22 protein-coding genes and 1 pseudogene are annotated in these 23,459 nt (G+C 46.4%); 1 reads left to right on the top strand and 22 read right to left on the bottom strand.

The window, feature by feature from the left end:
* Positions 1-46: 46 nt before the first annotated feature.
* From HWQ36_RS02510 to HWQ36_RS02465, 10 genes are all read right to left on the bottom strand, one after another.
* On the bottom strand, positions 47-286 hold the full coding sequence (locus HWQ36_RS02510; RefSeq protein WP_292697763.1) for a hypothetical protein: 240 nt from the start codon (positions 284-286) through the stop codon (positions 47-49).
* A 28-nt stretch (positions 287-314) separates the two neighbouring features.
* Positions 315-962, bottom strand: coding sequence for a cysteine hydrolase (locus HWQ36_RS02505; RefSeq protein WP_292697761.1), 648 nt, complete (start codon positions 960-962; stop codon positions 315-317).
* Between the two features lie 220 nt (positions 963-1,182).
* Entirely contained in the window at positions 1,183-1,587 is a 405-nt protein-coding gene (locus tag HWQ36_RS02500; protein WP_292697759.1) for a DUF302 domain-containing protein, read from the bottom strand.
* Positions 1,588-1,639: 52 nt separating this feature from the next.
* Positions 1,640-2,143: a nuclear transport factor 2 family protein gene (locus tag HWQ36_RS02495; RefSeq protein ID WP_292697757.1), complete on the bottom strand. Its 504-nt coding sequence runs from the start codon at positions 2,141-2,143 to the stop codon at positions 1,640-1,642.
* Positions 2,144-2,450: 307 nt separating this feature from the next.
* A complete protein-coding gene (locus HWQ36_RS02490) occupies positions 2,451-2,846 on the bottom strand; it encodes a DUF6130 family protein (protein WP_292697830.1) in 396 nt (131 codons plus the stop codon).
* A 374-nt stretch (positions 2,847-3,220) separates the two neighbouring features.
* Positions 3,221-4,405, bottom strand: coding sequence for an alpha/beta hydrolase (locus HWQ36_RS02485; protein WP_292697755.1), 1,185 nt, complete (start codon positions 4,403-4,405; stop codon positions 3,221-3,223).
* On the bottom strand, positions 4,359-5,747 hold the full coding sequence (locus HWQ36_RS02480; protein WP_292697753.1) for a SidA/IucD/PvdA family monooxygenase: 1,389 nt from the start codon (positions 5,745-5,747) through the stop codon (positions 4,359-4,361). Before HWQ36_RS02480 ends, HWQ36_RS02485 begins: the two co-directional genes overlap by 47 nt.
* 169 nt (positions 5,748-5,916) lie before the next feature.
* On the bottom strand, positions 5,917-6,084 hold the full coding sequence (locus HWQ36_RS02475; protein ID WP_292697752.1) for a hypothetical protein: 168 nt from the start codon (positions 6,082-6,084) through the stop codon (positions 5,917-5,919).
* 38 nt (positions 6,085-6,122) lie between these two features.
* A complete protein-coding gene (locus HWQ36_RS02470) occupies positions 6,123-6,872 on the bottom strand; it encodes an SDR family oxidoreductase (protein WP_292697750.1) in 750 nt (249 codons plus the stop codon).
* Positions 6,873-7,005: 133 nt separating this feature from the next.
* Positions 7,006-7,545, bottom strand: a complete 540-nt coding sequence (locus HWQ36_RS02465; protein WP_292697748.1) for an SgcJ/EcaC family oxidoreductase — start codon at positions 7,543-7,545, stop codon at positions 7,006-7,008.
* Between the two features lie 28 nt (positions 7,546-7,573).
* Here HWQ36_RS02465 and HWQ36_RS02460 point away from each other — a divergent pair, with 28 nt between their 5' ends.
* A complete protein-coding gene (locus tag HWQ36_RS02460; RefSeq protein WP_292697746.1) occupies positions 7,574-7,744 on the top strand; it encodes a hypothetical protein in 171 nt (56 codons plus the stop codon).
* A 198-nt stretch (positions 7,745-7,942) separates the two neighbouring features.
* Here HWQ36_RS02460 and HWQ36_RS02455 read toward each other — a convergent pair.
* From HWQ36_RS02455 to HWQ36_RS02400, 12 genes and pseudogenes are all read right to left on the bottom strand, one after another.
* A pseudogene (locus HWQ36_RS02455) lies at positions 7,943-8,068 on the bottom strand (GMC oxidoreductase); the annotation flags it as partial.
* Between the two features lie 36 nt (positions 8,069-8,104).
* Positions 8,105-8,713, bottom strand: coding sequence for a DNA starvation/stationary phase protection protein (locus HWQ36_RS02450; protein WP_292697744.1), 609 nt, complete (start codon positions 8,711-8,713; stop codon positions 8,105-8,107).
* Positions 8,714-8,768: 55 nt separating this feature from the next.
* Positions 8,769-9,581: an alpha/beta hydrolase gene (locus tag HWQ36_RS02445; protein WP_292697742.1), complete on the bottom strand. Its 813-nt coding sequence runs from the start codon at positions 9,579-9,581 to the stop codon at positions 8,769-8,771.
* 99 nt (positions 9,582-9,680) lie between these two features.
* A complete protein-coding gene (locus HWQ36_RS02440; RefSeq protein ID WP_292697741.1) occupies positions 9,681-10,238 on the bottom strand; it encodes a DsbA family protein in 558 nt (185 codons plus the stop codon).
* Between the two features lie 348 nt (positions 10,239-10,586).
* Complete coding sequence (locus HWQ36_RS02435; protein ID WP_292697740.1) at positions 10,587-11,216, bottom strand: response regulator transcription factor; 630 nt, start codon at positions 11,214-11,216, stop codon at positions 10,587-10,589.
* Positions 11,217-11,224: 8 nt separating this feature from the next.
* Positions 11,225-14,002 (bottom strand): PAS domain-containing protein, encoded by a 2,778-nt coding sequence (locus HWQ36_RS02430; RefSeq protein WP_292697738.1) that lies wholly within the window; start codon positions 14,000-14,002, stop codon positions 11,225-11,227.
* 60 nt (positions 14,003-14,062) lie between these two features.
* A complete protein-coding gene (locus tag HWQ36_RS02425; protein WP_292697736.1) occupies positions 14,063-14,668 on the bottom strand; it encodes a DsbA family protein in 606 nt (201 codons plus the stop codon).
* Positions 14,669-15,139: 471 nt separating this feature from the next.
* On the bottom strand, positions 15,140-15,769 hold the full coding sequence (locus HWQ36_RS02420) for a response regulator transcription factor (protein ID WP_292697734.1): 630 nt from the start codon (positions 15,767-15,769) through the stop codon (positions 15,140-15,142).
* Complete coding sequence (locus HWQ36_RS02415) at positions 15,756-22,634, bottom strand: AAA family ATPase (RefSeq protein ID WP_292697732.1); 6,879 nt, start codon at positions 22,632-22,634, stop codon at positions 15,756-15,758. The genes HWQ36_RS02420 and HWQ36_RS02415 overlap by 14 nt, the downstream gene beginning before the upstream one ends.
* A 39-nt stretch (positions 22,635-22,673) precedes the next feature.
* Positions 22,674-22,859 carry a hypothetical protein gene (locus HWQ36_RS02410; RefSeq protein ID WP_292697730.1) on the bottom strand — a complete coding sequence of 62 codons (186 nt, stop codon included), beginning with the start codon at positions 22,857-22,859 and terminating at the stop codon, positions 22,674-22,676.
* Between the two features lie 195 nt (positions 22,860-23,054).
* Positions 23,055-23,216, bottom strand: a complete 162-nt coding sequence (locus HWQ36_RS02405; protein ID WP_292697728.1) for a hypothetical protein — start codon at positions 23,214-23,216, stop codon at positions 23,055-23,057.
* Positions 23,200-23,459 (bottom strand): hypothetical protein (locus HWQ36_RS02400; protein ID WP_292697726.1); only part of this gene is annotated, 260 nt, incomplete at its 5' end. The genes HWQ36_RS02400 and HWQ36_RS02405, both read right to left, overlap by 17 nt.

Genomic DNA, 23,459 nt, shown 5'->3' with positions numbered 1-23,459 from the left:
CTAACGTGCCATCCCACACCGAATATTCATAATTTCTATTCCGAAACTACACTCGAACACCTTCTGTCGCTTGGCTAGTTCCTTTGCCCAAACTTAAATTACCGTTGGGACTAGTGGAGCGATAGAGCAATTCACCGTTCGTATAATTCTGCCAAATATTTACGTTGTAGCCGCCTCGGCATTTCGTACTTAGGAGGAGACGAGCAGTAGAATCAGCAGAAGCTGGTAAGGAAAAATTAGCTAAGATACTGATTGGCAGAGCCAGGAGTAACGCGGATGTTTTCATAAGTTTTGTAAAATTAATAAGTTTGACATTACTCCATTGCTGCTACAACTTCATCTGTAGAAAGGACTGCATTGGCAATATAGCCAAAGTTGATCAGTGCTGCCTTGTAGCCGTCGCCCAATTCCGGATGCCGAGGGGCTGCTGTTGCATCCTTGACGACAAGAACCTCAAATCCCTGCTCAAGCAATTCGCGTAGGTGAGCTTCAACACAAAGATTTGCCAACATTCCAAGTATAATGACTTTGCTGATGTTGCGTTTACGCAGTTGCAAAACGAGGTCGTTAGTTTGCGGCCCATAGACTTTGTGCGGACTGGCCACAATCGTCTTGCCATCCTCAATGAAAGGCTTATAGCGATCGAGCCAGTCAGCACCCGATCCCAGGAATCCATCGAGGCTCAATGCACCACGGCGATCAAACTCCTTAACCTCAAGCATCATTTGCTCTAGGTTTCCGGCAAATTTCCAACTATGGTCGGTGGGGTAGTAATAGTGAGGGGAGATAAAAACCTCGAATCCATTCTGCTTCGCGGCTTTGAAGATTCGCTCAATGTTTTCGATGGTGTTGTTATCCTTAACACTCTCACCCACCAAATCCCAGGAAACCCCTTTTTCGCTCAAGACATCGTTTTGCGGATCGATGACAACTACTGCGGTGTCATTTTTGTTGATATTCATGGTTTTTCTCCTTGCTTGTTGATTTTCACCGTTCTCTTTCTTAAAAACCACCCCCGATATGCAGCGTTTTTCCAATGATTCCAAATCAGAATATCTTGGTTGTCAGGGCGATCGCGGTGGGCAATTATCTGGCAGTAGTCGCCCTATTTCAGACTTTGACACCACTGCCTAAATACTGTTTCTAAAACGCCAAGGTGCGATCGCGTGTTAATTCTGCGACTTATTTATGATCGGCGGAACTAAGTGCTTGATAGATTAAAGGTGCAATGATAGCGATATTTTTCACCAACTCATCCGAGAGAGAAAATCGCTGTTTTAAGTAATTAGGATCGTTGTAACTCACCCACACCTTCCCGTCAGTCGCTTCCCATGCCAGTACTTTCAGGGGTAAGTCCAGGGCGATCGTTGGTTCTGCCACCATGAGGAAAGTTCCAGCTTTCGGATTGCCAAACAGCAACAACTGTGTAGGACACAGGCTTAGTCCGACTTTTTCGGCTTCAGCCTGTTGATCAATGCGGGCAAAAATGGTGATGCCTTTTACTTGAAGGACAGCTTCTAATCGATCAATGGTTACAGGCACTGAATATTGACTAAGCTGGCTAATGATGCCGTTGTTTGCATTCATAGCAGTGGATTTCTTGTAAGATAAAAACTGGGTGATATGGTCGTTGGGCTTTTCAAAGATTGAGGTCTGACAATCCGGGGTGATCGTCAGGACGACGACCTAGTATCCAGTGGTATTTGCGTTCGCGTAGCGTCTCCTTCGGAGAATCGCTTTGGTCAATTGGCAGGTCGTTGATGCTGGCAATACGCCATCGCATGAATCCATGTTCGTCAAACTCCCAATTCTCATTGCCGTAAGAACGAAACCAGTTGCCGGAATCATCATGCCATTCGTAAGCAAACCGGACAGCAATGCGGTTGTCTTGAAAAGCCCAAAGCTCTTTGATCAGACGGTAGTCCAATTCTTTAAGCCACTTACGTGTTAAGAACTGGACGATCGCCTCACGACCAGATAGAAATTCTGAACGGTTGCGCCAAACGCTATTCGAGGTGTAAGCGAGTGATACTAATTCCGGGTTACGTGTGTTCCAAGCATTTTCTGCGATTCGGACTTTTTGGATGGCGGATTCATTATCGAAAGGCGGCAGGGGTAGTCGAGGATTTTCAGGGTTGTTCATAGTATGTAAGCGGTAGAATTGCGATTCTCGTTCCGAGAGGCTTCTCTACGAGACGCTCCGCGAACGCCAACGTCTCAGCATGATTAGATTAAAATTACAGCAAATTTCAAGTTGGTTGAGTACACAAACTAAGTCCCAAAGCCAGGTATGAACCCTGTTTTACTTCTGGATTCTGAATTCTGCTGTAAGTGCGTGCCGACCGAATTACCTCAAAAGCAGTTTAATACAGATCAATGACTACCACCCGCGATGTGCAGCGTTTCCCCAGATGCCCCCGTCACAACTGCGATTTTTCCCTCTAGTTTTTTCATGATGATTTCTTAGGATCGGGCAGCGTGAACTCCACAGTTTCGCTAGTGATTACTTTGTGCGTGGGGTCAGCTAGTTCGATCAGCACCTTGTGTACGCCAGGTTCCAGTCCGACCAGGATGATCGTTTCCCCACTGGCATCGACAAAGTGCCACGGCGCGTCGTCAACGGTGATGTGGATATGACCGATGCGCGGCGATACTTTGAGGGCACCTTTGCCAAACACTGGCAACACACGCAAATTCTCCGTCCGGTACTGGATGAAGACACGTCCCTGTGCCAGTGGTTCGGGAAGCGGTGGATCGACAATCAGCTTGGGTGGTGCTTCGTTTTCAATCGCAATCAACGGTGATGATCCAATAATGTCCCTAGCGCTCGGTGTGTGGCTGTTCATCAGAAAAATGGGTAGAAACTCCGTCATAAAGGACGGCTTTACATGGAATGTGGTAAATAGGTCGGTGAGGGTGTCAAAGCAGGTAATTACCTGAGAGTAGTTTGTATTACGATCAAATGGCACTAAGATAAGCCGAAAGTCTTGTTTGCCTACAGGCTGGGAATGTATTTCGAGAGGCTCTGCCTCTGATCAACCCTTTGGAGGCGGAGGCTCTCAGAATTAGTTCTCAGTCTAGAGGCTAGGAACTAGTCACGGCAAGGGCTGTGTCTTAACTTAGTGCCATTCCGCTTTCCCCTTTTCCCCTACGCTAACTCAGTAAGCAGCAAAGCGATGGAGGAGCGTCTTTTCCTTTCCCCAAAAACATTGATCGCATCCTATTGCAGATGTTTCTTCAATTCAGCAGCAGCTTGAACAAACAGAGAGCGGACTTGTGGCAGTTCGGCTAAACCATTGAGCAGTCCAAAGTCATGAATCATGCCGTTGTACTGCACCGTTGTCACCTCTACCCCAGCTTCATCGAGCTTGCGTCCGTAGGCTGTGCCTTCGTCATGCAAAATATCGCTCTCTGCAACCACAATTAATGCTGGAGGCAAGCCTTTCAGTTGCTCAACCGTCGCTTGTAAGGGAGATGCGTAAATGTCTTTGCGCTTTTCTGGGTCAGGGATGTACAGGTCATACATCCACTTCATCGTGGGTACGGTTAGATACCGTTTGTCGCCGAATTGATGATAAGAATTCGTTTCAAAATCAGCATCGACGATCGGCCACATCATGATATGTAACTTGATGTGTGGTCCTCCGTTTTCTTTCGCCTTCAAAGCAGTGACTGCTGTCATATTTCCGCCGACACTGTTGCCGACCACTGCCAGATTCTTGCCATCCACCCCAATTTCCTCACCATGCTCGGCAACCCATTTGGTTGCAGCATAAATCTCATTGATCGCCTGTGGGTACTGAGCATCTGGCGTGCGCGTGTAGTTGACAAAGACCCCTGCAAACCCTGAAAGCACAACCAGATCGCGAACCATGCGCTTGTGTGTTGGATAATCACCCAACACCCAACCACCACCATGAATAAAGATGAAAACAGGCAATGTGCCTTTGATGCCTTCCGGTCGCACGATATTGAGCGTAATCGAATAACCGTCAGCGATAATTTTCTTCTCAGACTCTTCAATGCCTGAAAGGTCTACAGGAACAGAAGCTTGTGCATCCACGAGTACTTGACGTGCTTCGAGTGCAGTGAGTGTCTCCAGCGGTACACCTCCTGAATTCAGCACTTTCAAAAATTCCTTCACCTCACTAGAAAGACGTGGATCGTCTGCAACTTCCAAAATTTTTACTGCTGGCGAGTTTGTTTGAGCAACCATGACATTCTCCTTTGATAAGTAGTAAACAATTTGTTGAAATGACACTGTTAAGTGAATTGATTTAATTGTGGAATGGCAATCACTTTCTACTGACATCGTTTCCCAGCCGGAATTATTTGTTACTGGTGAAAAGGTTGTTGACCTAGCGGGTCGCTGCCTCGATCGGTTGTTTCCACACCGCAGCAGCATAGAGCGAGTTCTCAAAGTCGGGGGCGATATCGCCTGTGATACGTGCCTCATGATGCGCCCAGTCCTCAAAGAACAAGTCGTGACTGATGCGCGATACTATTGCAGGTACGTCGCGGCGGATGCTATGGATGTCACCAACTGGCAATCCGAAGCTGACCAAACCAGCAGGATTAAATACGTGAATGTCTTTCAGATAAGGGGCAGTGCCAGGTACTTTTTCTTGGTATTCGTGGGCGCTACCGAGGTAAGGATGTGCCCCCAAACCGTCGTCGCGCAGGTCTTCTGGTGGCTGGTAGCGATCGCGCCAGAGGGCAATATGCTGGGCAAAGTCGGCTAGTTCGGGACGCTTTGTTGGGTCAACGAAGTAACCAGTGCCAGCGATCGCAAAATCAAACTCGAAAACATCATCGTTCACCTCGATGGCAATGCGTTCGCCTTTGGCGGCGGCTTCCGCATCGCCCAGTTTCCGTGCCGATTTCCAAGGTGCAGATAGATGGATGTGAAAGTTCGGGAAAGCGATCGCTCGCTTAATCGAGTTCGGGGGTGGCGCGGTGCCTGCTTGACGAAAGTGCCAAGCCTGGAACCAGCGGGCTGCATCGGGTAGTTGGGGATAGTTGTCGTAAGCACCAGGGTAATCCCGTACCCGAAGGACTGACAGAGATGCGATCGCTGATCGTCGTACAAATAGATGTACTGCCTTAGCTCCCGATTCCAGCGCCACTGCTGCTGCATCGAAAGCTGAAGCCGCCGCACCCAGCACCGCCACAGTCTTACCGCGCAGTGCTTCAAAATCGATGGCATCGGCGGTATGTGCGTACAACGTGCGGGGTAAGTCAGCCAGTATTGGAGGTATGTACGGACCACCCGTGCCAGCCACGCCATTGGCGAAGATAATTTTGCGCGTAGTCTCTAAGAGCGGGACACCGTTTACCTCAAGGTGTAGGCGGAAGAAACCTGCGACTGGTTCAATCCGCACCAACTTCGTCTGGTAACGAACCTGGATACCCAGGAAATGCCGATACCAACTGAGGTACTCAGCCCAAGCCACTCGCTCAATGCGATCGATCTCTGCGTAGGCTGCCGCACCGTGCCGCGCTTCGTACCAGGCTTGAAAGGACAATTCTGGGATGCCTAGTTCTGGACCAGGCAGATGTTTCGGTGTGCGGAGCGTTCTCATCCGCGCTCGCGTCAACCACACGCCTGCATGAGCCTCGTCATCGGCCGCATCGATCTCTGTCACGCGACCGATCCCAGCACGTCGTAGCGCAAATACAAAGGTGCTACCGCTACCGCTGCCACCTATTATAGTGACATTGTGATCGATGCCAGGGCAATCGGGCACCCAGTTTTCAGGATCGGGACCGAGCAGGCGTAGTGCCTTGCGGGCAGCAAAATCGGAATTGCTCATTGTTGTCATGTCGATCTCCTTAGATATCGTTGCGATAAATGAAAAAATCGGAATAGTAGACAATTAAGCTGTTACTAGATTCTTGTTTGCGGGTTTGGATTCGCTATGCAATCAGATGGAATTGATCCGCCAACGCCGGAATTAGATTGCGGAACATGTGGAACGAGGTTGGAAAGCCGTACAATAGCAGAATCGTCGAACGATCGCGAGAACCAGCTTCACGATAAAAGATATCTAAACCATCGATCGATACTGTGCGATAAGTGGTCATGGGTTTACTCTTTGTAAGTGATAAAAGCCTTTTGGACTTCAAATCTGTGCCATACCACCATCGACAAACAACTCAATGCCGTTCACAAAGCTGCTGTCAGCTGAAGCGAGAAAGACAACAGCTTTGGCAATCTCATCGGGTTTGCCGACTCGTCCCAGTGGGATGGTGCTGGCTTGGCTGTCCACGAATTCTTGCAACTGCTGGTCATTCAGTCCCAAATGATCGTAACCAGGAGTCGGAACCACACCAGGGCTAATGGCATTCACTCGGATCTTGCGTTCTCTGAGGTCGAGTATCCAATTCCGAGCAAATGATCTCACGGCGGCTTTGGTAGCGCTATAAACACTGAAAGCTGGCGTACCTTTTATAGAAGTAATCGAAGCATTCAGGATAATAGAAGCGCCCTCTGGTAACAGTGGCAGCGCCTTTTGTACGGTGAACAGCAAACCTTTGACGTTTACGTTGAATGTTTTATCAAAGTGTTCCTCAGTGATTGCTCCAAGTGGGGCAATTTGTCCACCGCCAGCATTAGCGAAAATGATATCAAGGTGTTCTTGCTCTTGCTTAATGGTGGCAAACAGACGATCGAGGTCTGCCAGATTAGAAACATCGCTCTGCACAGCCGTAACATTTTTACCAATGGCTTCTACAGAAGCATCCAGTTCGACTTGGCGACGACCCGTGATGTAGACATAGGCACCTTCGGCAACAAACTGTTTGGCTGTGGCAAGACCGATACCACTATTGCCACCCGTGACAAGGGCGATTTTTCCTTCTAGTTTTCCCATTATGCGAATCCTCTGATTGTTGGGTTTAAAGCGGTAAGTTGTTAATAGAGAGCGGAGTCAGGAGGAAGAATAGTCAGCCGATATTGGGGAGCAAGGGCGATCGCCTTTTGTATCTTAACAAGCGTGCCATTCCTTACATCTCCTTTGATTGATCTGCTTGATGAGGCTGCTTGAGACTTGAAACGAGGTCGGTCACTTGACGTTGAGCCTCTACGCTCAGTGAGTCAAAGTCGTCTAAGAAGAATTGACGTTCTAGCGTTAACTTCCGGGTATTGAGTAACCCTTCGATCTGCCAACCTTCGTCGCGTTTCGTTACGACGTATAGCGGCAGCGAATCTCGTGACGGTGAAGTTTCGGTTTGTCCGGGCAGTATTACCCTGATAACTACGAGCATGAGCGCGAGTTGCGAGTTCACGAAGCGGACAAAATCCACCTCACCCTCCAGCCGTGTTCTTTTAACAACCGTGTCGAACGCTTGCTGATGAAATGCAGCGATTTCTTTTCGACCCTTAAGATGCGTACCCTCGAACGTGATGAAATCGGCAGTTTCGCTGAACGGGGCAGCGAAGCCTTCGCCGCTACCTCGATTCCAAGCATCAATCATTTGGCGATGGAAAGCACGGATTGCCGACTCGTCAGCAGTAGTGGTGGTTTGAGCTGTTTGTGAATTCATAGTTTTGAGTTTTCCTTTTAAGTGATGGATGAAAGGCTGGCAGGCTTACGACTGGCAATTCGTTTATCAACAGCGTGAAGCTCACTGTTACTGCCAGGTCAAGCGAGCAGGCGCAACGATTCATTCCAGAGCCGATCGGCATTGTCTGGGTTCAAGGCGTAGGGGGCAACTCCGCTCATATAGCCGTTCCCGTTGGTGACGAGAGTAGCTTCATTGCAGTCCTCGAAATAGCGTCCGCCAACGCCCTTTAGTAGCAAAGAGGTTGCCAACAGAACGGAAGTTGCCGCACCCTGCGCTATTGTCTTCTGCCGCTCAGGTGGGGTTCTAAGACCGCCCGTATGACGCTGGAGGTTGGTTGCGATCGCCCCAGGCATCAGGGCATTAGCGGTAATGCCATCATTGTTGGCATGATGGAGGCATCAACAACTCGCAATCCTTCAACCCCATGTACCCGCAACTCAGGATCGACCACTGCCATTGGATCAATGCCCATTTTGCAAGTGCCAACGGGATGCCACACTGTGCTATAATGAACTGATTTAAAGAGCGATCGCTGAATTTAACTGCGTACAAATGGTGTATCCACCAAATGTTCTGCCAGAAACCAAACTTGCGTCTCATTGGTTCGCAGGACTTGGCTCACTAACAAATCGTTAGTGCCACTATCTTGATTTGCTGCTGTTTTATCGATCGCTACTCTCAATTCCTCAATGATTAACTCGTGGGCTTCCAGTAACCGCGACAACATCACGGGTACTTCCTCAACGCCGTTTGGCGAACGCTCAATCTTAGTGACTTCTGCTACATGACGCGGGTCAGCGATCGCCACGCCTCCGAGTGTTTGTACTCGTTCACCTAGTGCATCAATTAACTCAATTTGTTCGCTGGCGTGTTTGTCGAGTAACAGATGTAGTTGATAAAACGTATGTCCGCGCATCAACCAGTGATGTTTCTTGTAAAGGTGATAGAGAATAATCATATCTGCCAAAATTTGATTGACTAAAACACAGCTTTCGCTGCGGGCACTGGGGTTGAGAACAATTGGCAAATTACGAAGAGTACCATACTGCTGAATTTCATATCCATGTTGATGCAGTAAGGGTTGACTGCCATCGACTTCAGTGATACCTGTATTTTGAGTCGGCACGATCGCATCTCCTAGAGTCATAATTAGGTCTGTTTTATTTGTATGTACCGAGAAACTGCTTCTCTTAAAATTGGGATTACTTCACAGCAGTGCTGGCTGCTTCAATCACTTTGGTAACTTCTTTTGGATGAGAGATAAAAGGAACATGACTGGAGTTAACTTCGGTTGTCTTAGCATTAATCCGTTTAGCCATAAATCGTTGAAGTTCAGGGTTGATGGCCCGATCGCTTTGAGTCACGATAAACCAGGAAGGAATGGTTTTCCAAGCGATTTCATTCACTGATTGCTCAAAGGCTGCGCTGGCAATCGGCTTTTGGGTTGCTGCCATCACTCGTGCCTCAGCCTTTGATACGTCTTGGGCAAAAAATTCGTGAAACTTCCCGCGATCGACATAGAGGAAGTTTGCAGCATCAGATACAATTGCCGTGCTAATCGGAGGTGCTGCGTACCTTTTATTCAAATCACTCGTCTTTTCACCGACATCTGGGGCGAAAGCATTAACATAAACCAGAGCTTTCACCTGTGGATTGCCAGCCGCAGCACCCGTGATTACATTTCCACCATAGAAATGTCCAACTACTACAACAGAACTCTTCTGATTCTCAATCACCCGCTTTGTCGTTGCCACATCATCAGCAAGAGAAGTGAGTGGAATCTGCACAGCAGTCACTCTGTAGCCATCCTGCTCTAACAATGGAATAACGTGTTGCCATGATGTACCGTCAGCATAAGCCCCATGAACGAGAACAATCGCAGGTTTAGAGTTGGACGTTTGAGGTAATTCCTTGGAGGTGGCTGGTGTTGGATGCATTGATATTCCAACGACAACACTTAATGCAAATAACCACAGCAACAATTTTTGAACTTTTTTCCATGTAAAAACCATCATTGCGATCACCTCTGTATTCTTGCTAAATTGCTGAAATCTCTGATTCTTGTCGTCCAGATAGAAATTGTGAAATACTTGTTGGGATAAGCATCAAAAACCTTAATCATTTGCAGCAACAATAGCTGCCATTATCTGCTCAACAGTCCAGCGATCAAGATAGCGAATTCCATTAATAAACAAAGCGGGTGCAGCCTCCACTCCACTTCGCAGTCCACCTTCGATATCTGCATTGATCTGATCGACATACGTTCCCCTGGATAAATCCTGCAAAAATTGAGAAATATCAAGTCCTAAACGATTGGCGTACTCTACTAGATAGCCATTTCCCAACTCTTGTTGATGGATAAACAGCATCTCATGCATTTGCCAAAACTGCCCTTGAGCCGCTGCTGCTTCTGCGGCTTGGGCTGCCCTTTGAGCATGTGGATGAATCTGGATTTGTGGAAAATGACGGAAGATAAAACCTAAATTGTTTTCTCCAAACGAAACCTTCAATTGCTGCCCGGCAACTTTAATCAATCGATAGACGTTGGCACTTTGAAAACATTCATAATCTCCATACATGACGAATACTACAGCAGCATTCAGTACACCTTGAATATGATCCTGGGTTGAAGGCAGAACGAATAAAAAACGATTATCACGGTCGTAAGTCATGTTTCGGTTTGTATTAAGCAAACTTAAGCCTTACAACCCAACGGCACTAACATTGCTATGGATTTAATATAGACAATTAGCCCTTTCTTGTCGTCCACTCTGGGTTGACATTTTTATACAATCTAGTGATGGATGAACCTGTTCATCTCGTAGTGGAAGGTTGTCTCCAACTAAAGTTTGAGTCTAAAGCCAATTCTATTGGGGAAAAGGTAAAGATTCACTTCCCTTCGTTTCCCACTTACATAGGACTTACGCAATAACTCTCTGAAACCCTCTTTCCTTCGCGTTCTTCTCTACGAGACGCTGCGCGATTGCGGTTCGTTTTTTCATAATTTTGCGTAAGTCCTGTTACAAACTGACAATCCCACGCTTAACAGCAGTAATCACGGCTTGTGTGCGATCGCTCACGCCCAGTTTGCTCAAAATCCGATTTACATGAGATTTGACGGTACTTTCACCAATACTCAAAGCAGTCCCAATTTCTTGATTACCCCTTCCTTGTGCCATCAAACGCAGCACTTCCAACTCTCGTTCACTCAGTTCTGGATTGGTCATTCGCTGCAATAATTTTGCGCCCACTTCTGGCGGAATGTATTTCTGACCATTATGAATGGCGCGAATCGCATTCAAAAGCTCGCCAAGTTTAGAATCCTTAAGCAGATAGCCTTGAGCGCCCGCCTGTAAACCGCGATAGATATCTTCATCACCATCGTAGGTTGTGAGTAGCGCGATCCGAGCCTGCTTAAATTCAGCACAAATCGCCATAATGGCTTCAACACCTCCCATTTTGGGCATTCGTAAATCCATTAGTGTGATATCAGGTTGGTATTCTCGAAAGAGAGCGATCGCCTGTTGTCCATCTTCAGCTTGAGCGATCACTGTCATTTCTGGATCGCGGTTAATGATAGTTGCTAGACCCTTTCTGACTATGGCATGGTCATCAACAATCAGCACCCGAATCGTAGTGGATTGGCTCATTGTAATTCTCACTCTCGATTGATAGTGACAATAATTTCTGTTCCTTGACCCGGTTGGCTTTGAATCGTTAGTTGTGCGCCAATGCGCTCTGCCCGTTCGCTCATTCCTAATAAGCCAAACCCACCGCTCAAAGGAGTGCTACCTACTCCAAAGCCCCTGCCATCGTCTTTAACCCGTAAGATACACTGTGTTTCGTTGTACACTAACTCAACCCGAATTTCGCCAGCACTTGCGTATTTAATCGCATTGGTTAATGCTTCCTGCCCAATTCTGAGTAAGTTATTCTCCACTTCGGTTGATAAGAAATAGGCTATACCCTGAGTTTCGCAAATCACAGCCGTGTCGGTCGTTGCTCGCATTTGAGCCACAATACGATGCAAGGCACTTTCTAAATTACCTTCTTCTAGTAGCCGCGGACGGAGTGCTGATACGGATCGCCGTGCCCCTGCCAGCCCAGCGCGTGCTAGTTCCTCAATCATTTCCAGATGTACTTGGGTTGCTTCCGGGTCATCCGCCAGCACTTGTGTTACTGCTCCAACTTGAAGCAGAATACCTGTGAAAGATTGAGCTAGTGTATCATGAATTTCTCGCGCCATCCGGTTACGCTCTTCTAAGATAGAAGTGTGTTCAGCTCGTTTACGATCGCTAATGTCTGTCATGAGACTGTAGAAACCTCTTACCTGAGCATTGTCATCGAAATCAGGAATAAAGGTCGCGCTGATGCACCGCTTATCATCCGGAAAAGGGATTTCTGCTTCTAGAGGGACAGTTTGCCCTGCAAACACCTGATTAATATACGGCTCAACCCGTTCATAAACCGCCTCACCGAGCAGTTGACTAACAGGGTTGCCCAAAATTTGATCACGGCTACGGTTGAACCAAACCTCATAGGTACGGTTGATAAATTGAAAGCAGCGATTGGCATCGACGTAGCTAATCAGAACGGGTAGAGCGTCGGTAATCAGTCGTAATTCCTGCTCCTGTAAGCGAAGCTCGTCGTAGACACCGCGTAGCTCTGCTTCGTTTTCCTGCAATGCTGTCGTTCGTTCTGCAACTTGTTGCTCTAGGGTGCGATTGTATTCTGCTAAAAGCTTCTCTGCTTGTTTACGTTCGGTGATGTCTTGAAAGGCTGCGATCGCATACAGAATGTTGCCAGACTCATCAAAAATTGGAGTTCCCCAACTTTCGATCGGAATGATGCGATTCCCCTGGTGAATTTCGATATCATCCACACTGCCCTGTTCGCCGTTTAGCGCTCGCCTAATCATCAGTTGTTCGGTTGGGTAGGGGCGATCGGTTCCTGCCACATAGAGTTGATAGACCTCGGCAATTTGCTCTGGGGTGACAGACGGCAGCACGCCCTTGCCCAAGAGTTGGATTGCCTTCTGATTCGCGTAATAAGGGCGACCTGTTGCGTCCATAACCACAATTCCTACCGGAACCGACTCTAAAATTTTCTGAAGGCGGGTTTCACTTTGGGCGAGGGTCTGGTTTAAAGACTGCATTTTGGCAAATGCGATTTGAAGCTGCTGTGCCATCTGGTTGAATGATCGAGCCAGTTCGCCCAAATCGCCCGATCGCTCAATTTCTACCGTCTGATTCCATGCACCGTCTGCTAGCGCTTTTGCCGATTGACTGACGCTGACAATCGGTTTAGCGATCCATCGGGCAATCAAAATGCAGATCGCAATGCCAAGCAGCAAAGCCGTGATACAAAGCAGAATCGTCGTGTAGATGCTTTGATTAATCTTTGCCATGAAATCGGATTCAGGCAACACCGTGACAATCAGCCAGTCTAGCCCACGAGTATCTTTGAATGGCATCACCTGAATCAACTGCCGCCTGCCATCAAACTTAAAATCAAGCTGTTCCGCAGTCTGGATCTGCCACAAATCGCTGAAATGCTCGCGCAAATAGGCAGCAGTAGCTCGCACGGTAGGGTTACGGCTCTCAACTGCGGACAATCGATTTGCTGCCGCCCCATGACTTATGATCGCCTCTCCGGTGGAGGTGGCAACCAGTTGCCCCGATCGCTCTAGAATAAAGGCGATGCCTGTCTTGCCAATTTGCAGGCTAGCCAAAAAACGGCTCATCTCATTAGGCAGAAATACATCGGTGGCACAGACTCCCAACAGCGATCGATCAGCAGTGCTATAGACAGGCGTACTGGCGGTGATCGTTGGCAACTGGCTAGCAAAGTCGGCATAGATTCCACTCCAGCTTGGTTCGCCTGCCGTCACTGCTGCTTTATACCAGGGACGAACCCGCGCATCGAAGGCTTTGTTGCCTTGACTGATTAACTGGTCTCGCTGACCATTGCGATCAAGGCTGTAGCCGTAGAGTTTATGATCTGTAGCAACATTACTCGACCGCAGTTCAATTGAGCGATCAGCAGGGCTACGTCGCACCCCTAGAAGAGAACCTTTGCGATCGCCACAGTAGATATCACTCACCATTGGATAAATCTGAATTTGCTGCCAGAGTGGAAACTCACCTTTCACTGCGCTAGGGTCAATTTTTCCCTGAGCGAAGGTGCTGGCATTGAGCCGATTGATGTTATGGGGTATCTCGGTATAGGTTTGTAGTTTGCCTTCGATCCGGTTCGTCAGTTCGCGCCGCAGTTGACTGGCGAGATCGTTGATGGCTTCCTGTCTATTTTTGAAGGAAAAATACCCCACTAAGCCGACTGTCACCAAAGTTTGCAGCACAAACGGCACAATCAAAACCGTCTGCAATGGCACCGTTCTGGAAACTTGAGCTACAACTTGCTTGAGAAGACTGCTCATCAATCAGATTCCTCATTTACGGCAGTTCGCGCACGTTAGTCCATTTATTGACAGAAAATACTAGCCATGAGAAGCTCCAACGATCGCAACAAGTAGTGGCTCAAGCTCTAAAGCGTCTCTATAACGCACACCATTGATAAATAAAGCTGGAGTGCTAACTACCCCACTATCGATTCCGCTGGCAATGTCTTGATTGATGCGATCAACATACACTTTTTGGGCAATGTCTCGAATAAACTGAGTTACATCAAGCCCTAAATTGTCAGCGTATTCTGCTAAATACCCATCTTCTAGCTCTTGCTGATGCTTCAATAGCATCTCGTGCATCTGCCAAAACTGCCCTTGTGTTGCTGCTGCTTCTGTCGCTGCTGCTGCCTTTTGAGCTTGAGGATGGATTTGAGGTTGAGGAAAATGTCGGAATACAAAGCATAGAGAATCTCTCCCCAATAAGGTCGCCTCAAGCTGGCGTTGAATTGCTTGAATTGAGGTATAAAGTTCACTACATTGGGGACACTGATAATCCCCATACTCAACAAGCACAACGCGAGCATTCAATGATCCTTGTCGATGGTCTTGCTCAGAAGGAAGTACAACTAATTGATTGCGCTCTGCTTCACAATTAGCGCAAGGGTCGCTAGGTGTGTCGTCAGGAATAACATCGCTCATTCTAAACCCTCATTCTAAATCTTTGAGGAAAAGAGATTCATCGTGTGCACTCTGAAATTTCTTCCCTTCAAGCCTATAATCGTTTGTATGAGTTTAATGTATGAAACTTGCTTAGGCTTGTCGTCAATTCAGGGTCTGTATTTTTATCAACAAAATGATTGAGGATGAGTCAATTTGAGGGAGTAGAACGAATCAAACTCAGGTTTGATTGCCTCACCGAAGAAGCGGAGGGGCAGGGAGCACAGGGAGCAGGGGGAGCAAGAGAAAGTCCCGGAGCCGTGGAGCGGAGCGGAACATGGGTATGTTCGCGGAGCGTCTCCAAGAGTTGCCCCGCCCTTCTAGGGCGCTCTTACTGGGGCGGAGTCTGAGCTTCCGTCTCACTTTTCCCCCTTGCTCCCAGCAAGAACTGCTCCCCTGCCTCTTTTGACTAAAATATAATGGTTAACCCAGGCAGAAGTACCATCTTTGCTTTTACAAGCTAGCAATTCCGCGTTTCAACGCAATAATGGCTGCCTGGGTGCGATCTTTGACATCTAGCTTGCTTAAAATTCGGTTGATATGAGTCTTCACTGTACTTTCACTAATATTGAGAGCAGTGCTAATTTCCTGGTTGCTCATGCCCTGTCCGACTAACTGGAGAACTTCTAACTCACGATCGCTCAGTTCTGGAGCAGTTATCCGTTGGGCTAGCTTGGCAGCCACGTTGAGGGGAATATACTGTTGTCCCCTGGTCACTGTCCGAATAGCTGTCAATAATTCCTCTGGCTCAGAGTCCTTTAGTAAATACCCCTTTGCCCCGGCTCGCAATCCTCGATAAATCTCTTCATCGGTGTCATACGTGGTCAGCACAATAATTCGGGCATTGGGAAACTCATTGCAAATAACCGTAATCGCCTGAACACCTCCCATATCGGGCATCCGTAAATCCATCAAAGTCACATCAGGTTGCTGTTGCTGAAAAACTGCGATCGCCTCATGCCCATTTCGCCCCTGACCAACAATGACAATATCTGGAGCCTCCTCTAACATTCCGATCAAACCCTGGCGGACAACAGGATGATCGTCCACAACCAGAACGCGAATGCTACTAGGCTGATTCATGCTGACTTAACCCCCGATGAATGGATACCACGATCTCTGTCCCTTGCTCTAAGTCACTTTGAATCTTTAATTCAGCTATAATGCGTTCAGCCCGTTCTGCCATCCCCAGTAGACCAAAGCCATTCCGCATCGCCTGGTTTTCTACATTAAATCCCTGCCCATCGTCTTTAATTCGCAAGCTGCATTGGGTCGGTTCATAGATCAGCTCAATGTGGATTTCACGTGCTTTAGCATGTTTGATTGCATTTGTCAAAGCTTCTTGCCCAATCCGAAACAGATTATTTTCCAGATCGGAGGATAGGGGATAGGGTGTACCCATGACTTCGTAGACGATTTGGGTTACGATCGAGGAGTTTAATTCAGCAGCAAGACGGCTTAAGGCATCCTGTAAGTTACTGCTCTCTAAAAGGTATGGGCGGTGTAGTGCCTCTACTGAACGACGTGCCTCCGCAAGCCCAGAACGGGCTAAGTCGAGGATCTGAGTGAGGAGAGTTTGCGCTTTTTCTGGGTCTGCCGTTACCTTATTGGAGGCAGAGCGAGCATGAATGATAATACCTGTAAACGCTTGGGCTAAAGTGTCGTGAATTTCCCGTGCCATCTGATTGCGCTCTTCTAGAATGGAGGCTTCTTCGGCTCGTTTGCGATCGGTGATATCTCTTGTTAGCCAAATGACAGAATGTTCTGAAATGGGCGAGATGCGAGTTGCAAACCAGGTTTTCCACCCTCCCACGATCGAGCTATACTCAACCGTTAGGGGCTGCTGAGTGCTTAATGCTTGCCGAATACAGCCAAGAAATGTATCGGCTTGCGATCGCTCAAAAATTTCGGAAAATGTTCGACCCACCTGTTCGTCAATCGGGTTAGATAATTTCTCTGACTCGATCAGGCTTGCTCTCAAAATCCGCCCTTCTGCATTTACTACCAAGAGCGGATCGGGCATTGCACAAAAGAGCGCCCGAAGTTCTGCTTCGGAGGCTTGCAACGCTTCTTCTGCCTGTTTGCGTCTAATTCCTAATGCAATCTCACGGGCTGAAAACTCCAACGCCTCAAAGTTGGACGACGGAATGGGATGTCGAGTAAACATCGCTATAACTCCAACAAGTTGCTCATCCAGCAGTATTGGATAGCCCGCAAATGCCACCATGCCTTCTCGTTTTGCCCATTCTTTATCAATGGATGATTCATCAAACACATTGTTAGTCAACATAGGACAGCGTTCCTGAGCAATTCGTCCAACCTTGAGGCTACCTACAGGAATTCGACTGTATTCACCGTCAAGACGTGTATACATCCCCACACTGGCTTGTAACTCCAAAACATTATTGTCTTTATTTAGCGTCCAAATCCGAGCAAATGCCGCATTAAAGTGCTTAACAACGGCTTGGGCACAGCGATGAAGTATCAAGGGCAAACTAGCACTTTGAGCCAAGGCACTATCCACATCGGCGCGAAAATCGGAGAGGATTGCCTGTTCCCGAAATTGAGCCTCGGACTGACGCAACACTTCTTCTGCTTGTTTGCGTTCGCTAATATCTGTCATGAGGCTGTAGAAGCCTCTCACTTGAGCATTGTCATCGAAATCAGGGATCAAGGTCGCACTGATGCAGTGTCTACCAAGGGAAGAAGGAATTTCTGCTTCCAGGGTTACAGTTTGCCCTGCAAACACCTGATTAATAGACGGCTCAAACCGTTGATAAACCGTCTCACCTAAAAGTTCATGAACAGATTTGCCCAGAATCTCATCACGGTTACGGCTAAACCAAACCTCATGGGTACGGTTGATAAATTGATAGCATCGATTGGCATCCACATAGCTGATCAGAGCCGGTAGAGCGTCGGTGATCAGCCGTAATTCTTGTTCTCGACCGCGCAGTTCTGCTTCGCTTTGCTGTAACGCGGCTGTTCGTTGGGCTACCTGTTGTTCTAAGGTGCGGTTGTAATTCGCTAAAAGATTTTCTGCTTTTTTACGTTCCGTTATATCTTCAAAGGCTGCGATCGCATAAGCCACATTGCCCTGTTCGTCAAAAACTGGAGTTCCCCATACCTCAATGGGAATGGTGGTGTTATTTTGGCGAATTTCTAAATCGTCAATAGTGGTGCGTTCGCCACTCAACGCCCGGATAACTGGCAGTTTCTCAGTAGGATAGATTTGATCCGTTCCCGCCTGATAGAATTGATAAACCTCTGCGATTTGATCCGGTGGCACGGCAGGGTCAATCGCTTTGCCCATTAGCTGGATGCCCCGTTGATTGGCGTAGTAAGGGCGACCAGTCGCATCGACTATTCCAATTCCCACCGGAACCGCTTCTAGAAATTGAGCCATCTGACTTTCATTAGCGCGGAGCTTTGAGTAGAGCTTGGCATTCTCAATTGCGATCGCTGCCTGAGTGGATAGCAGATTTAAGACTTGCGATCGCTCTGCTGTAAATGCCCCAGTTGCTAGTTGGTTTTCTAGATACAATACGCCGACGAGTTTACTTTGATTTAGCAACGGTAAACAAAGAAGCGATCTCGTTTGGTTATGCTGAATGTATGGCTCATTAATAAAATTACCTTCGCGAGTTGCATCATTGAGGATGACAGATTCATGAGTCCGAACCACATATTGAATAATGGATTCGGGTAAGTGATTTGCAATTAGAGTTGACCGCAGTACTTGCGCCGCGTAGACTTTTGCAGTTTCATTGAGTTTACAAGCCGCTTCGATCGTCCATTCTCCTAAGTTTTCCAAAAGCAGGCATCCAGTTTGTGCCCCAGCATTTTCAATTAGAATCTGCATTAGAGAACTGAGCAACCGCTCCAATTCAATTTCACTCGAAATTGCTTGAGCTGCTTTCATCACTGTCGCTAAATCGAGAGCAGTATGTGAGGCACTTGAGATGGTTCCGGTCGTGGTGCGAACTGGTGTAGAAACTACGTTGAAGGACTTAGGACATAGTTGAGGATAACGAGTTTCTAAATCTTTAACCTTTGCCATTGCTCCCCATCGTTCATAGCAATAGTTCGCTTCCTTCATGTAAGTTTGGGCAAACTTTTCTCTACCACGAGCTAAGTAATGTTTGGCGGCTAATTCATAGGCTAATGCTTCTTCTTGAAGATACTTGTTGTCCTTGGCTCCTTGAATGGCTTGTTCATATAAGTTTTCTGCTTCAAAAAATTGACCCAAGACTCGCGCTTTCTCTGCCTCAACGAGATGAAACTTGTGTAAAAAGTTTTCTGGACAGCTATTAGACCATGCTTTCAAGCGCTCCTGATTCGATCGAATCTGTTCCAAAGCATTATTTTGTTCTGCTTGAGATAGACCGGAATACAGGTTGAGTAGAATCAGAGAACCATAATAAAAATAACTACTATAAGTTGTAAATCCTACGATAGAATTTAGGATCTTTCCCGCTTCAACGAAATAATGGCAGCCTTGCTCAAAATCTGCTGTTAAACAGGAAAGATGCATTCTGAGGATGTAATAAAGACAAATTGAAAACCGTATTTGTGAGGTTTCACCCTGATGAACTATTTTTTCTGTCTCCCTAAGCAATCGATCGTGTTCCTGTGCTGCTTGCCCTAAAGCTAGTTTTGCGATAAAAAATTTAGCTCCAGCCAGTGCCACCTTGGAAAGCTCGTCCTGAATCTGCTCCGCCACCAACTGATATTTTTCGTTGTCTTCTGCAACGGTTGTTAAATTTTCGCCTTGAAATAAGCGATTAAAAATGTTACCGACCACGTTATAGGCTGCAAATTGAACATTTCCCGACTCCATGCTTGCCAGAAAACCTTTATAATTGATCGCGGCCGCTCCTGCTATAGGTTTTGACCAAACTTGAATAAAGCCTCCAAACAACATCTCAGCCTTACACTGCTGAGATTTACTGTTTAGCTTATAGCTAAGCTGCACAGCTAAATCTGCAAACTCATAGCCTTGTTGGTATTGCCCTTCCATCAAGCTTAAAAGAAGACCATAGTTTGCATAAGCCTTAATAGACTCAGCAATATTTCCATGTTCAATGCAAAGACGAACTACTCTTAAACTGATAAAGCAGTAAAGTTCAATATTAGCCGTAATGTAGGCTGATATATCTACAACGATCAATTTAATCATTGCTTGAATGACCGGATCGCTCACCGTTGTTAAAGTTAAAAGTGAGGAAATTGAGCGATTTTCTAAGCTTTTGGCAACAGCAGCAAACTCTTCACGGACTAGTTCTGTCAAATTTTTGCCCTTAATCTCAATCCCAAGCTCATGCAATCCGATAAGACCTGTTTGAACTGCTTCCTCACATTCGCCTTGTAGGGTATATTGAGTGATTTGAAAAACACGAATATCTGCGCGATCAACGGCAGAAGAAATGTGCTCTAAAGCAACCTTGGTTGTGGCGCTTAATTGCTCATAGCTAGCATTACTCAACTGTGCTGCACAGAGAGTATGATACAGGTTGAATATCAAGTCGTACTGACTTATCCAAGCCTCTGCCTCGAGCAAGCCAATGCCAGTCTCAAGATACCGAATTGCGGCTTCATAGGCTATAGAGGATATGGCTTTTTGAGCGGCAGCCAAGTTGAGTCGTGCTATTTTCTCTTTTTCATCTTTCTGTGTCAGAAGGGATTGACCAAAGTTGATGTGGTTGACAATATCAAAAAGCATCTCACTTTGTTCGACCTCAGAGAGCTTGCCAAGCAGTAGTCGTCCAATAGAGTAGTGCGTTACTTGCTTTCGATCCTCAGGAATCAAAGCATAGGCGGCTTGCTGTACTCGGTCATGCAAGAACTTATACTCTTGAACTAACAAGTCCTCATCTAATTCAGACAGGGGTTGAATGAATCCTCCTTGTACCGCTGGGAGTAAATCCTGAAAAACCATTTTGGGCGATTTCTCACACACGATCGCTAACGTATTTAAATTAAATTCAGCGCCAATGCAAGCAGCTAACCGAAGAATTTGCTGTGTATTATCTGGCAGTTTCTTCAACTTGTGAAGCATCAACTCCACAACATTATCAGTGATATTTTGAGCTTGAATCCGATCAATGTTCCACTGCCAGCCTCCTACCCCCTTCTGTTCCCCCTTAGTAAAGGGGTCAAAGGTCAACAGATTTTCGCTATACAGCGTCCTCAAAAATTCATTGACAAAGAAAGGATTACCCTCGGTTTTACGCAACACCAACTGAGCTAAGGAACGAACGGTGTCAGTATTGTGATGTAGTGTCTCGGCAATCAGCTGATTCAATGGTTCCAGCGTTAAGGGTGTCAGTATAATTTCTTGAAAAACTACTCCTTTTTTTCGCAGTTTTTCTTGCATTAATACCAGTGGATGGGTTGAATTTACTTCATTATTTCGATATGCTCCAATTAAAAATAGGGATTGGATTTGCTCATCTAGCAGCATCAACTCAATTAACTTCAGCGTTGCTGAGTCTATCCACTGCAAATCATCTAGAAAAATAACTAGGGGATCTGACTTGGAACAAAACACCCGCACAAACGATTGAAAAATCCGATTGAAGCGATTTTGAGCTTCAGTTGCGCCAACTTCCGGCGCAGGTGGCTGTTTGCCAATAATTAACTCAACTTCGGGGATCACATCAATAATGATTTGTCCGTTGTTTCCTAAAACTGCAAGCAGACGCGATCGCCACTGTTGCAGATGCTCATCCGGTTCACTGAGCAATTGCTGTACCAATTTTTGCAGAGCATCTGCGATCGCACTGTAAGGAATATTGCGCTGAAATTGATCGAACTTCCCAGAGATAAAATAGCCGCGCTTTTGGGTGATTGGTTTATAAATTTCCTGCACTAATGCTGATTTCCCAATTCCAGCATAGCCAGATACCAACATCATTTCGACTGGGAATCTTGAGTTGCTATTTTCTTCCTGTTCTGAAATATTTTCTGCATGGTTTTCTGAAGCAGCAACGCGCTCAAAAGTCGCTACTAACATTGCAACTTCTTTGTCTCTTCCATAAAGTTTTTGAGGAATTTGAAACCGATCTTGAATATCTTGCAGACCCAGCTTAATATTATCAATTTCACCAATTTCTGTTAATTGCTCCGCACAAATTTCTAAATCCGCTTTGATTCCCCAAGCACTTTGATAGCGATCCTCGGCATTTTTTGCCATCAGTTTCATAATTATATTTGAAACTGCTTTGGCAATTGTTACATTCAATTCATGAGGTGGAGGTGGTTGTTTAGCAATATGACAATGCACTAGTTCAAGGGTGTCCGTTGTGGGAAACGGCAGTTGGCCGGTTAGCAGTTCGTAAAAGGTGACACCCAGCGAATAGAAATCAGTGCGGTAATCGAGCAAACGATTCATTCTCCCGGTTTGTTCTGGAGATAAATATGCGAGTGTTCCTTCCAACACATGAGGACTTTTGAAAGTCGGATTCGTGCGATTAAATTGGGTGGAAATTCCAAAATCAATTATTTTGACAACGCCAGTATCAGGATTGAGAACAATGTTTCCAGGATTGATATCCTTATGAATGACATTAGCTGCATGGATTCTACCTAGAATGTCGCAAACAGCGATCGCAAGGCCAAGAAAAGTCGATAAAGGTATGGGGCAGAAGATGTTTGGGCGCTTGTGCATCCATTGCTCTAGGGACTCTCCCCCAAAATCTTCTAAGAGAATCACCAGAGTGCGTTGATAGTCCTGTTGGCTGTATGCTTTGATAACTCCTTCTAATTTTAGGGAGCGGGTAATTTTATATTCCTGTCTGTAGCGAGTCAATTCTTGGGGAGAAGGATAATCAAGCTTCAGCATTTTGACGACAATCCCTACTCCATCGTCTCTGATGCCTCGATAAACTAGAGAGTTAGAACTTTCATATATCTTGTTTTGAATGGCAATACCAGGTAGAGCAATCATAGAGCAACTCTTGAGAGGATAATCTGGCAATACCTCAAACTATACAGCAATTCTTATTCTGAGAATAATTACTTGCTGTTTGCTCCCATCAAGAATAAGTTTGATAAAATAAGAGATTGATAACTGAACTTTAATTTCTGACTTTAAAACATTCAACACTTTTTCTCCCAAAGCGTTTAAATAAGGTCGATTTAGCTTACCCATCGGTTCTAAAAAGTTCTGCATTGATTCCTCTAGCGTGCCCGAATATACTCAACTTATGTGAGCGTAAACGAGCAATCACTCCTAGAGAAATGCCACCTATCGACATCTTTCATCTTCTGAAATCCTATTTGGTTTTGTTCATTTCTAGCCAGATGTAGAGTGGGAACTGAACTCCGTTGAGCGCTGTATCAATTATGTAGAGCGATTTTACAGCACTCATTTGACAACTGGCATAGCACGGGACACCAGAAGCGGAAAGTTTTGCCATATCCCTCGTACAACTTCTTCGCTGTCCCGTTGTGGTGATATCTCCATTGAAACTGCAACCCAAAGCCATTGGATGCCAAATTGCCGAATTTGTTCAGGGTATTCTCCCATACTCCGACTCCAGAAGCGTCAATAATTTCTCTTCCACAGCAGTAAGATAAGGCCGATTTACCTTCCCCAACAACTGCAACAGACTTTTAACTGTCTCCTCCAGCGAATCTAAATATATTCGCGCAAGGCGATCGCTGATTAACTGCATCTGCTCACATTCTTGGGGCAGGTAGTTGAAGGATTTCAGGTGTTGCAAGCCAATGGTGTACTCTCCATCCCAGACTCTCACGGTGCAACTAAACT

This window comes from Nostoc sp. NMS2 (assembly GCF_017115105.1).
Taxonomy (GTDB): domain Bacteria; phylum Cyanobacteriota; class Cyanobacteriia; order Cyanobacteriales; family Nostocaceae; genus Nostoc.
Note: the sequence above shows the minus strand (reverse complement) of the source record. Positions and strands in the feature narration are given on the sequence as shown.

Excerpts from the sequence above, each read along its gene's own strand:
- HWQ36_RS02415 (WP_292697732.1), bottom strand. The coding sequence starts at position 22,634 with ATGATTGCTCTACCTGGTATTGCCATTCAAAACAAGATATATGAAAGT.
- HWQ36_RS02450 (WP_292697744.1), bottom strand. The coding sequence starts at position 8,713 with ATGACTCTAGGAGATGCGATCGTGCCGACTCAAAATACAGGTATCACT.
- HWQ36_RS02475 (WP_292697752.1), bottom strand. The coding sequence starts at position 6,084 with ATGACCACTTATCGCACAGTATCGATCGATGGTTTAGATATCTTTTAT.
- HWQ36_RS02425 (WP_292697736.1), bottom strand. The coding sequence starts at position 14,668 with ATGAGCGATGTTATTCCTGACGACACACCTAGCGACCCTTGCGCTAAT.
- HWQ36_RS02465 (WP_292697748.1), bottom strand. The coding sequence starts at position 7,545 with ATGAATTCACAAACAGCTCAAACCACCACTACTGCTGACGAGTCGGCA.
- HWQ36_RS02485 (WP_292697755.1), bottom strand. The coding sequence starts at position 4,405 with ATGCTGCTGCGGTGTGGAAACAACCGATCGAGGCAGCGACCCGCTAGG.
- HWQ36_RS02435 (WP_292697740.1), bottom strand. The coding sequence starts at position 11,216 with ATGAGCCAATCCACTACGATTCGGGTGCTGATTGTTGATGACCATGCC.
- HWQ36_RS02495 (WP_292697757.1), bottom strand. The coding sequence starts at position 2,143 with ATGAACAACCCTGAAAATCCTCGACTACCCCTGCCGCCTTTCGATAAT.
- HWQ36_RS02470 (WP_292697750.1), bottom strand. The coding sequence starts at position 6,872 with ATGGGAAAACTAGAAGGAAAAATCGCCCTTGTCACGGGTGGCAATAGT.
- HWQ36_RS02460 (WP_292697746.1), top strand. The coding sequence starts at position 7,574 with ATGAAAGGCTGGCAGGCTTACGACTGGCAATTCGTTTATCAACAGCGT.
- HWQ36_RS02440 (WP_292697741.1), bottom strand. The coding sequence starts at position 10,238 with ATGACTTACGACCGTGATAATCGTTTTTTATTCGTTCTGCCTTCAACC.
- HWQ36_RS02490 (WP_292697830.1), bottom strand. The coding sequence starts at position 2,846 with ATGAACAGCCACACACCGAGCGCTAGGGACATTATTGGATCATCACCG.
- HWQ36_RS02430 (WP_292697738.1), bottom strand. The coding sequence starts at position 14,002 with ATGAGCAGTCTTCTCAAGCAAGTTGTAGCTCAAGTTTCCAGAACGGTG.
- HWQ36_RS02410 (WP_292697730.1), bottom strand. The coding sequence starts at position 22,859 with ATGCAGAACTTTTTAGAACCGATGGGTAAGCTAAATCGACCTTATTTA.
- HWQ36_RS02505 (WP_292697761.1), bottom strand. The coding sequence starts at position 962 with ATGAATATCAACAAAAATGACACCGCAGTAGTTGTCATCGATCCGCAA.
- HWQ36_RS02510 (WP_292697763.1), bottom strand. The coding sequence starts at position 286 with ATGAAAACATCCGCGTTACTCCTGGCTCTGCCAATCAGTATCTTAGCT.
- HWQ36_RS02405 (WP_292697728.1), bottom strand. The coding sequence starts at position 23,216 with ATGGGAGAATACCCTGAACAAATTCGGCAATTTGGCATCCAATGGCTT.
- HWQ36_RS02420 (WP_292697734.1), bottom strand. The coding sequence starts at position 15,769 with ATGAATCAGCCTAGTAGCATTCGCGTTCTGGTTGTGGACGATCATCCT.
- HWQ36_RS02500 (WP_292697759.1), bottom strand. The coding sequence starts at position 1,587 with ATGAATGCAAACAACGGCATCATTAGCCAGCTTAGTCAATATTCAGTG.
- HWQ36_RS02445 (WP_292697742.1), bottom strand. The coding sequence starts at position 9,581 with ATGATGGTTTTTACATGGAAAAAAGTTCAAAAATTGTTGCTGTGGTTA.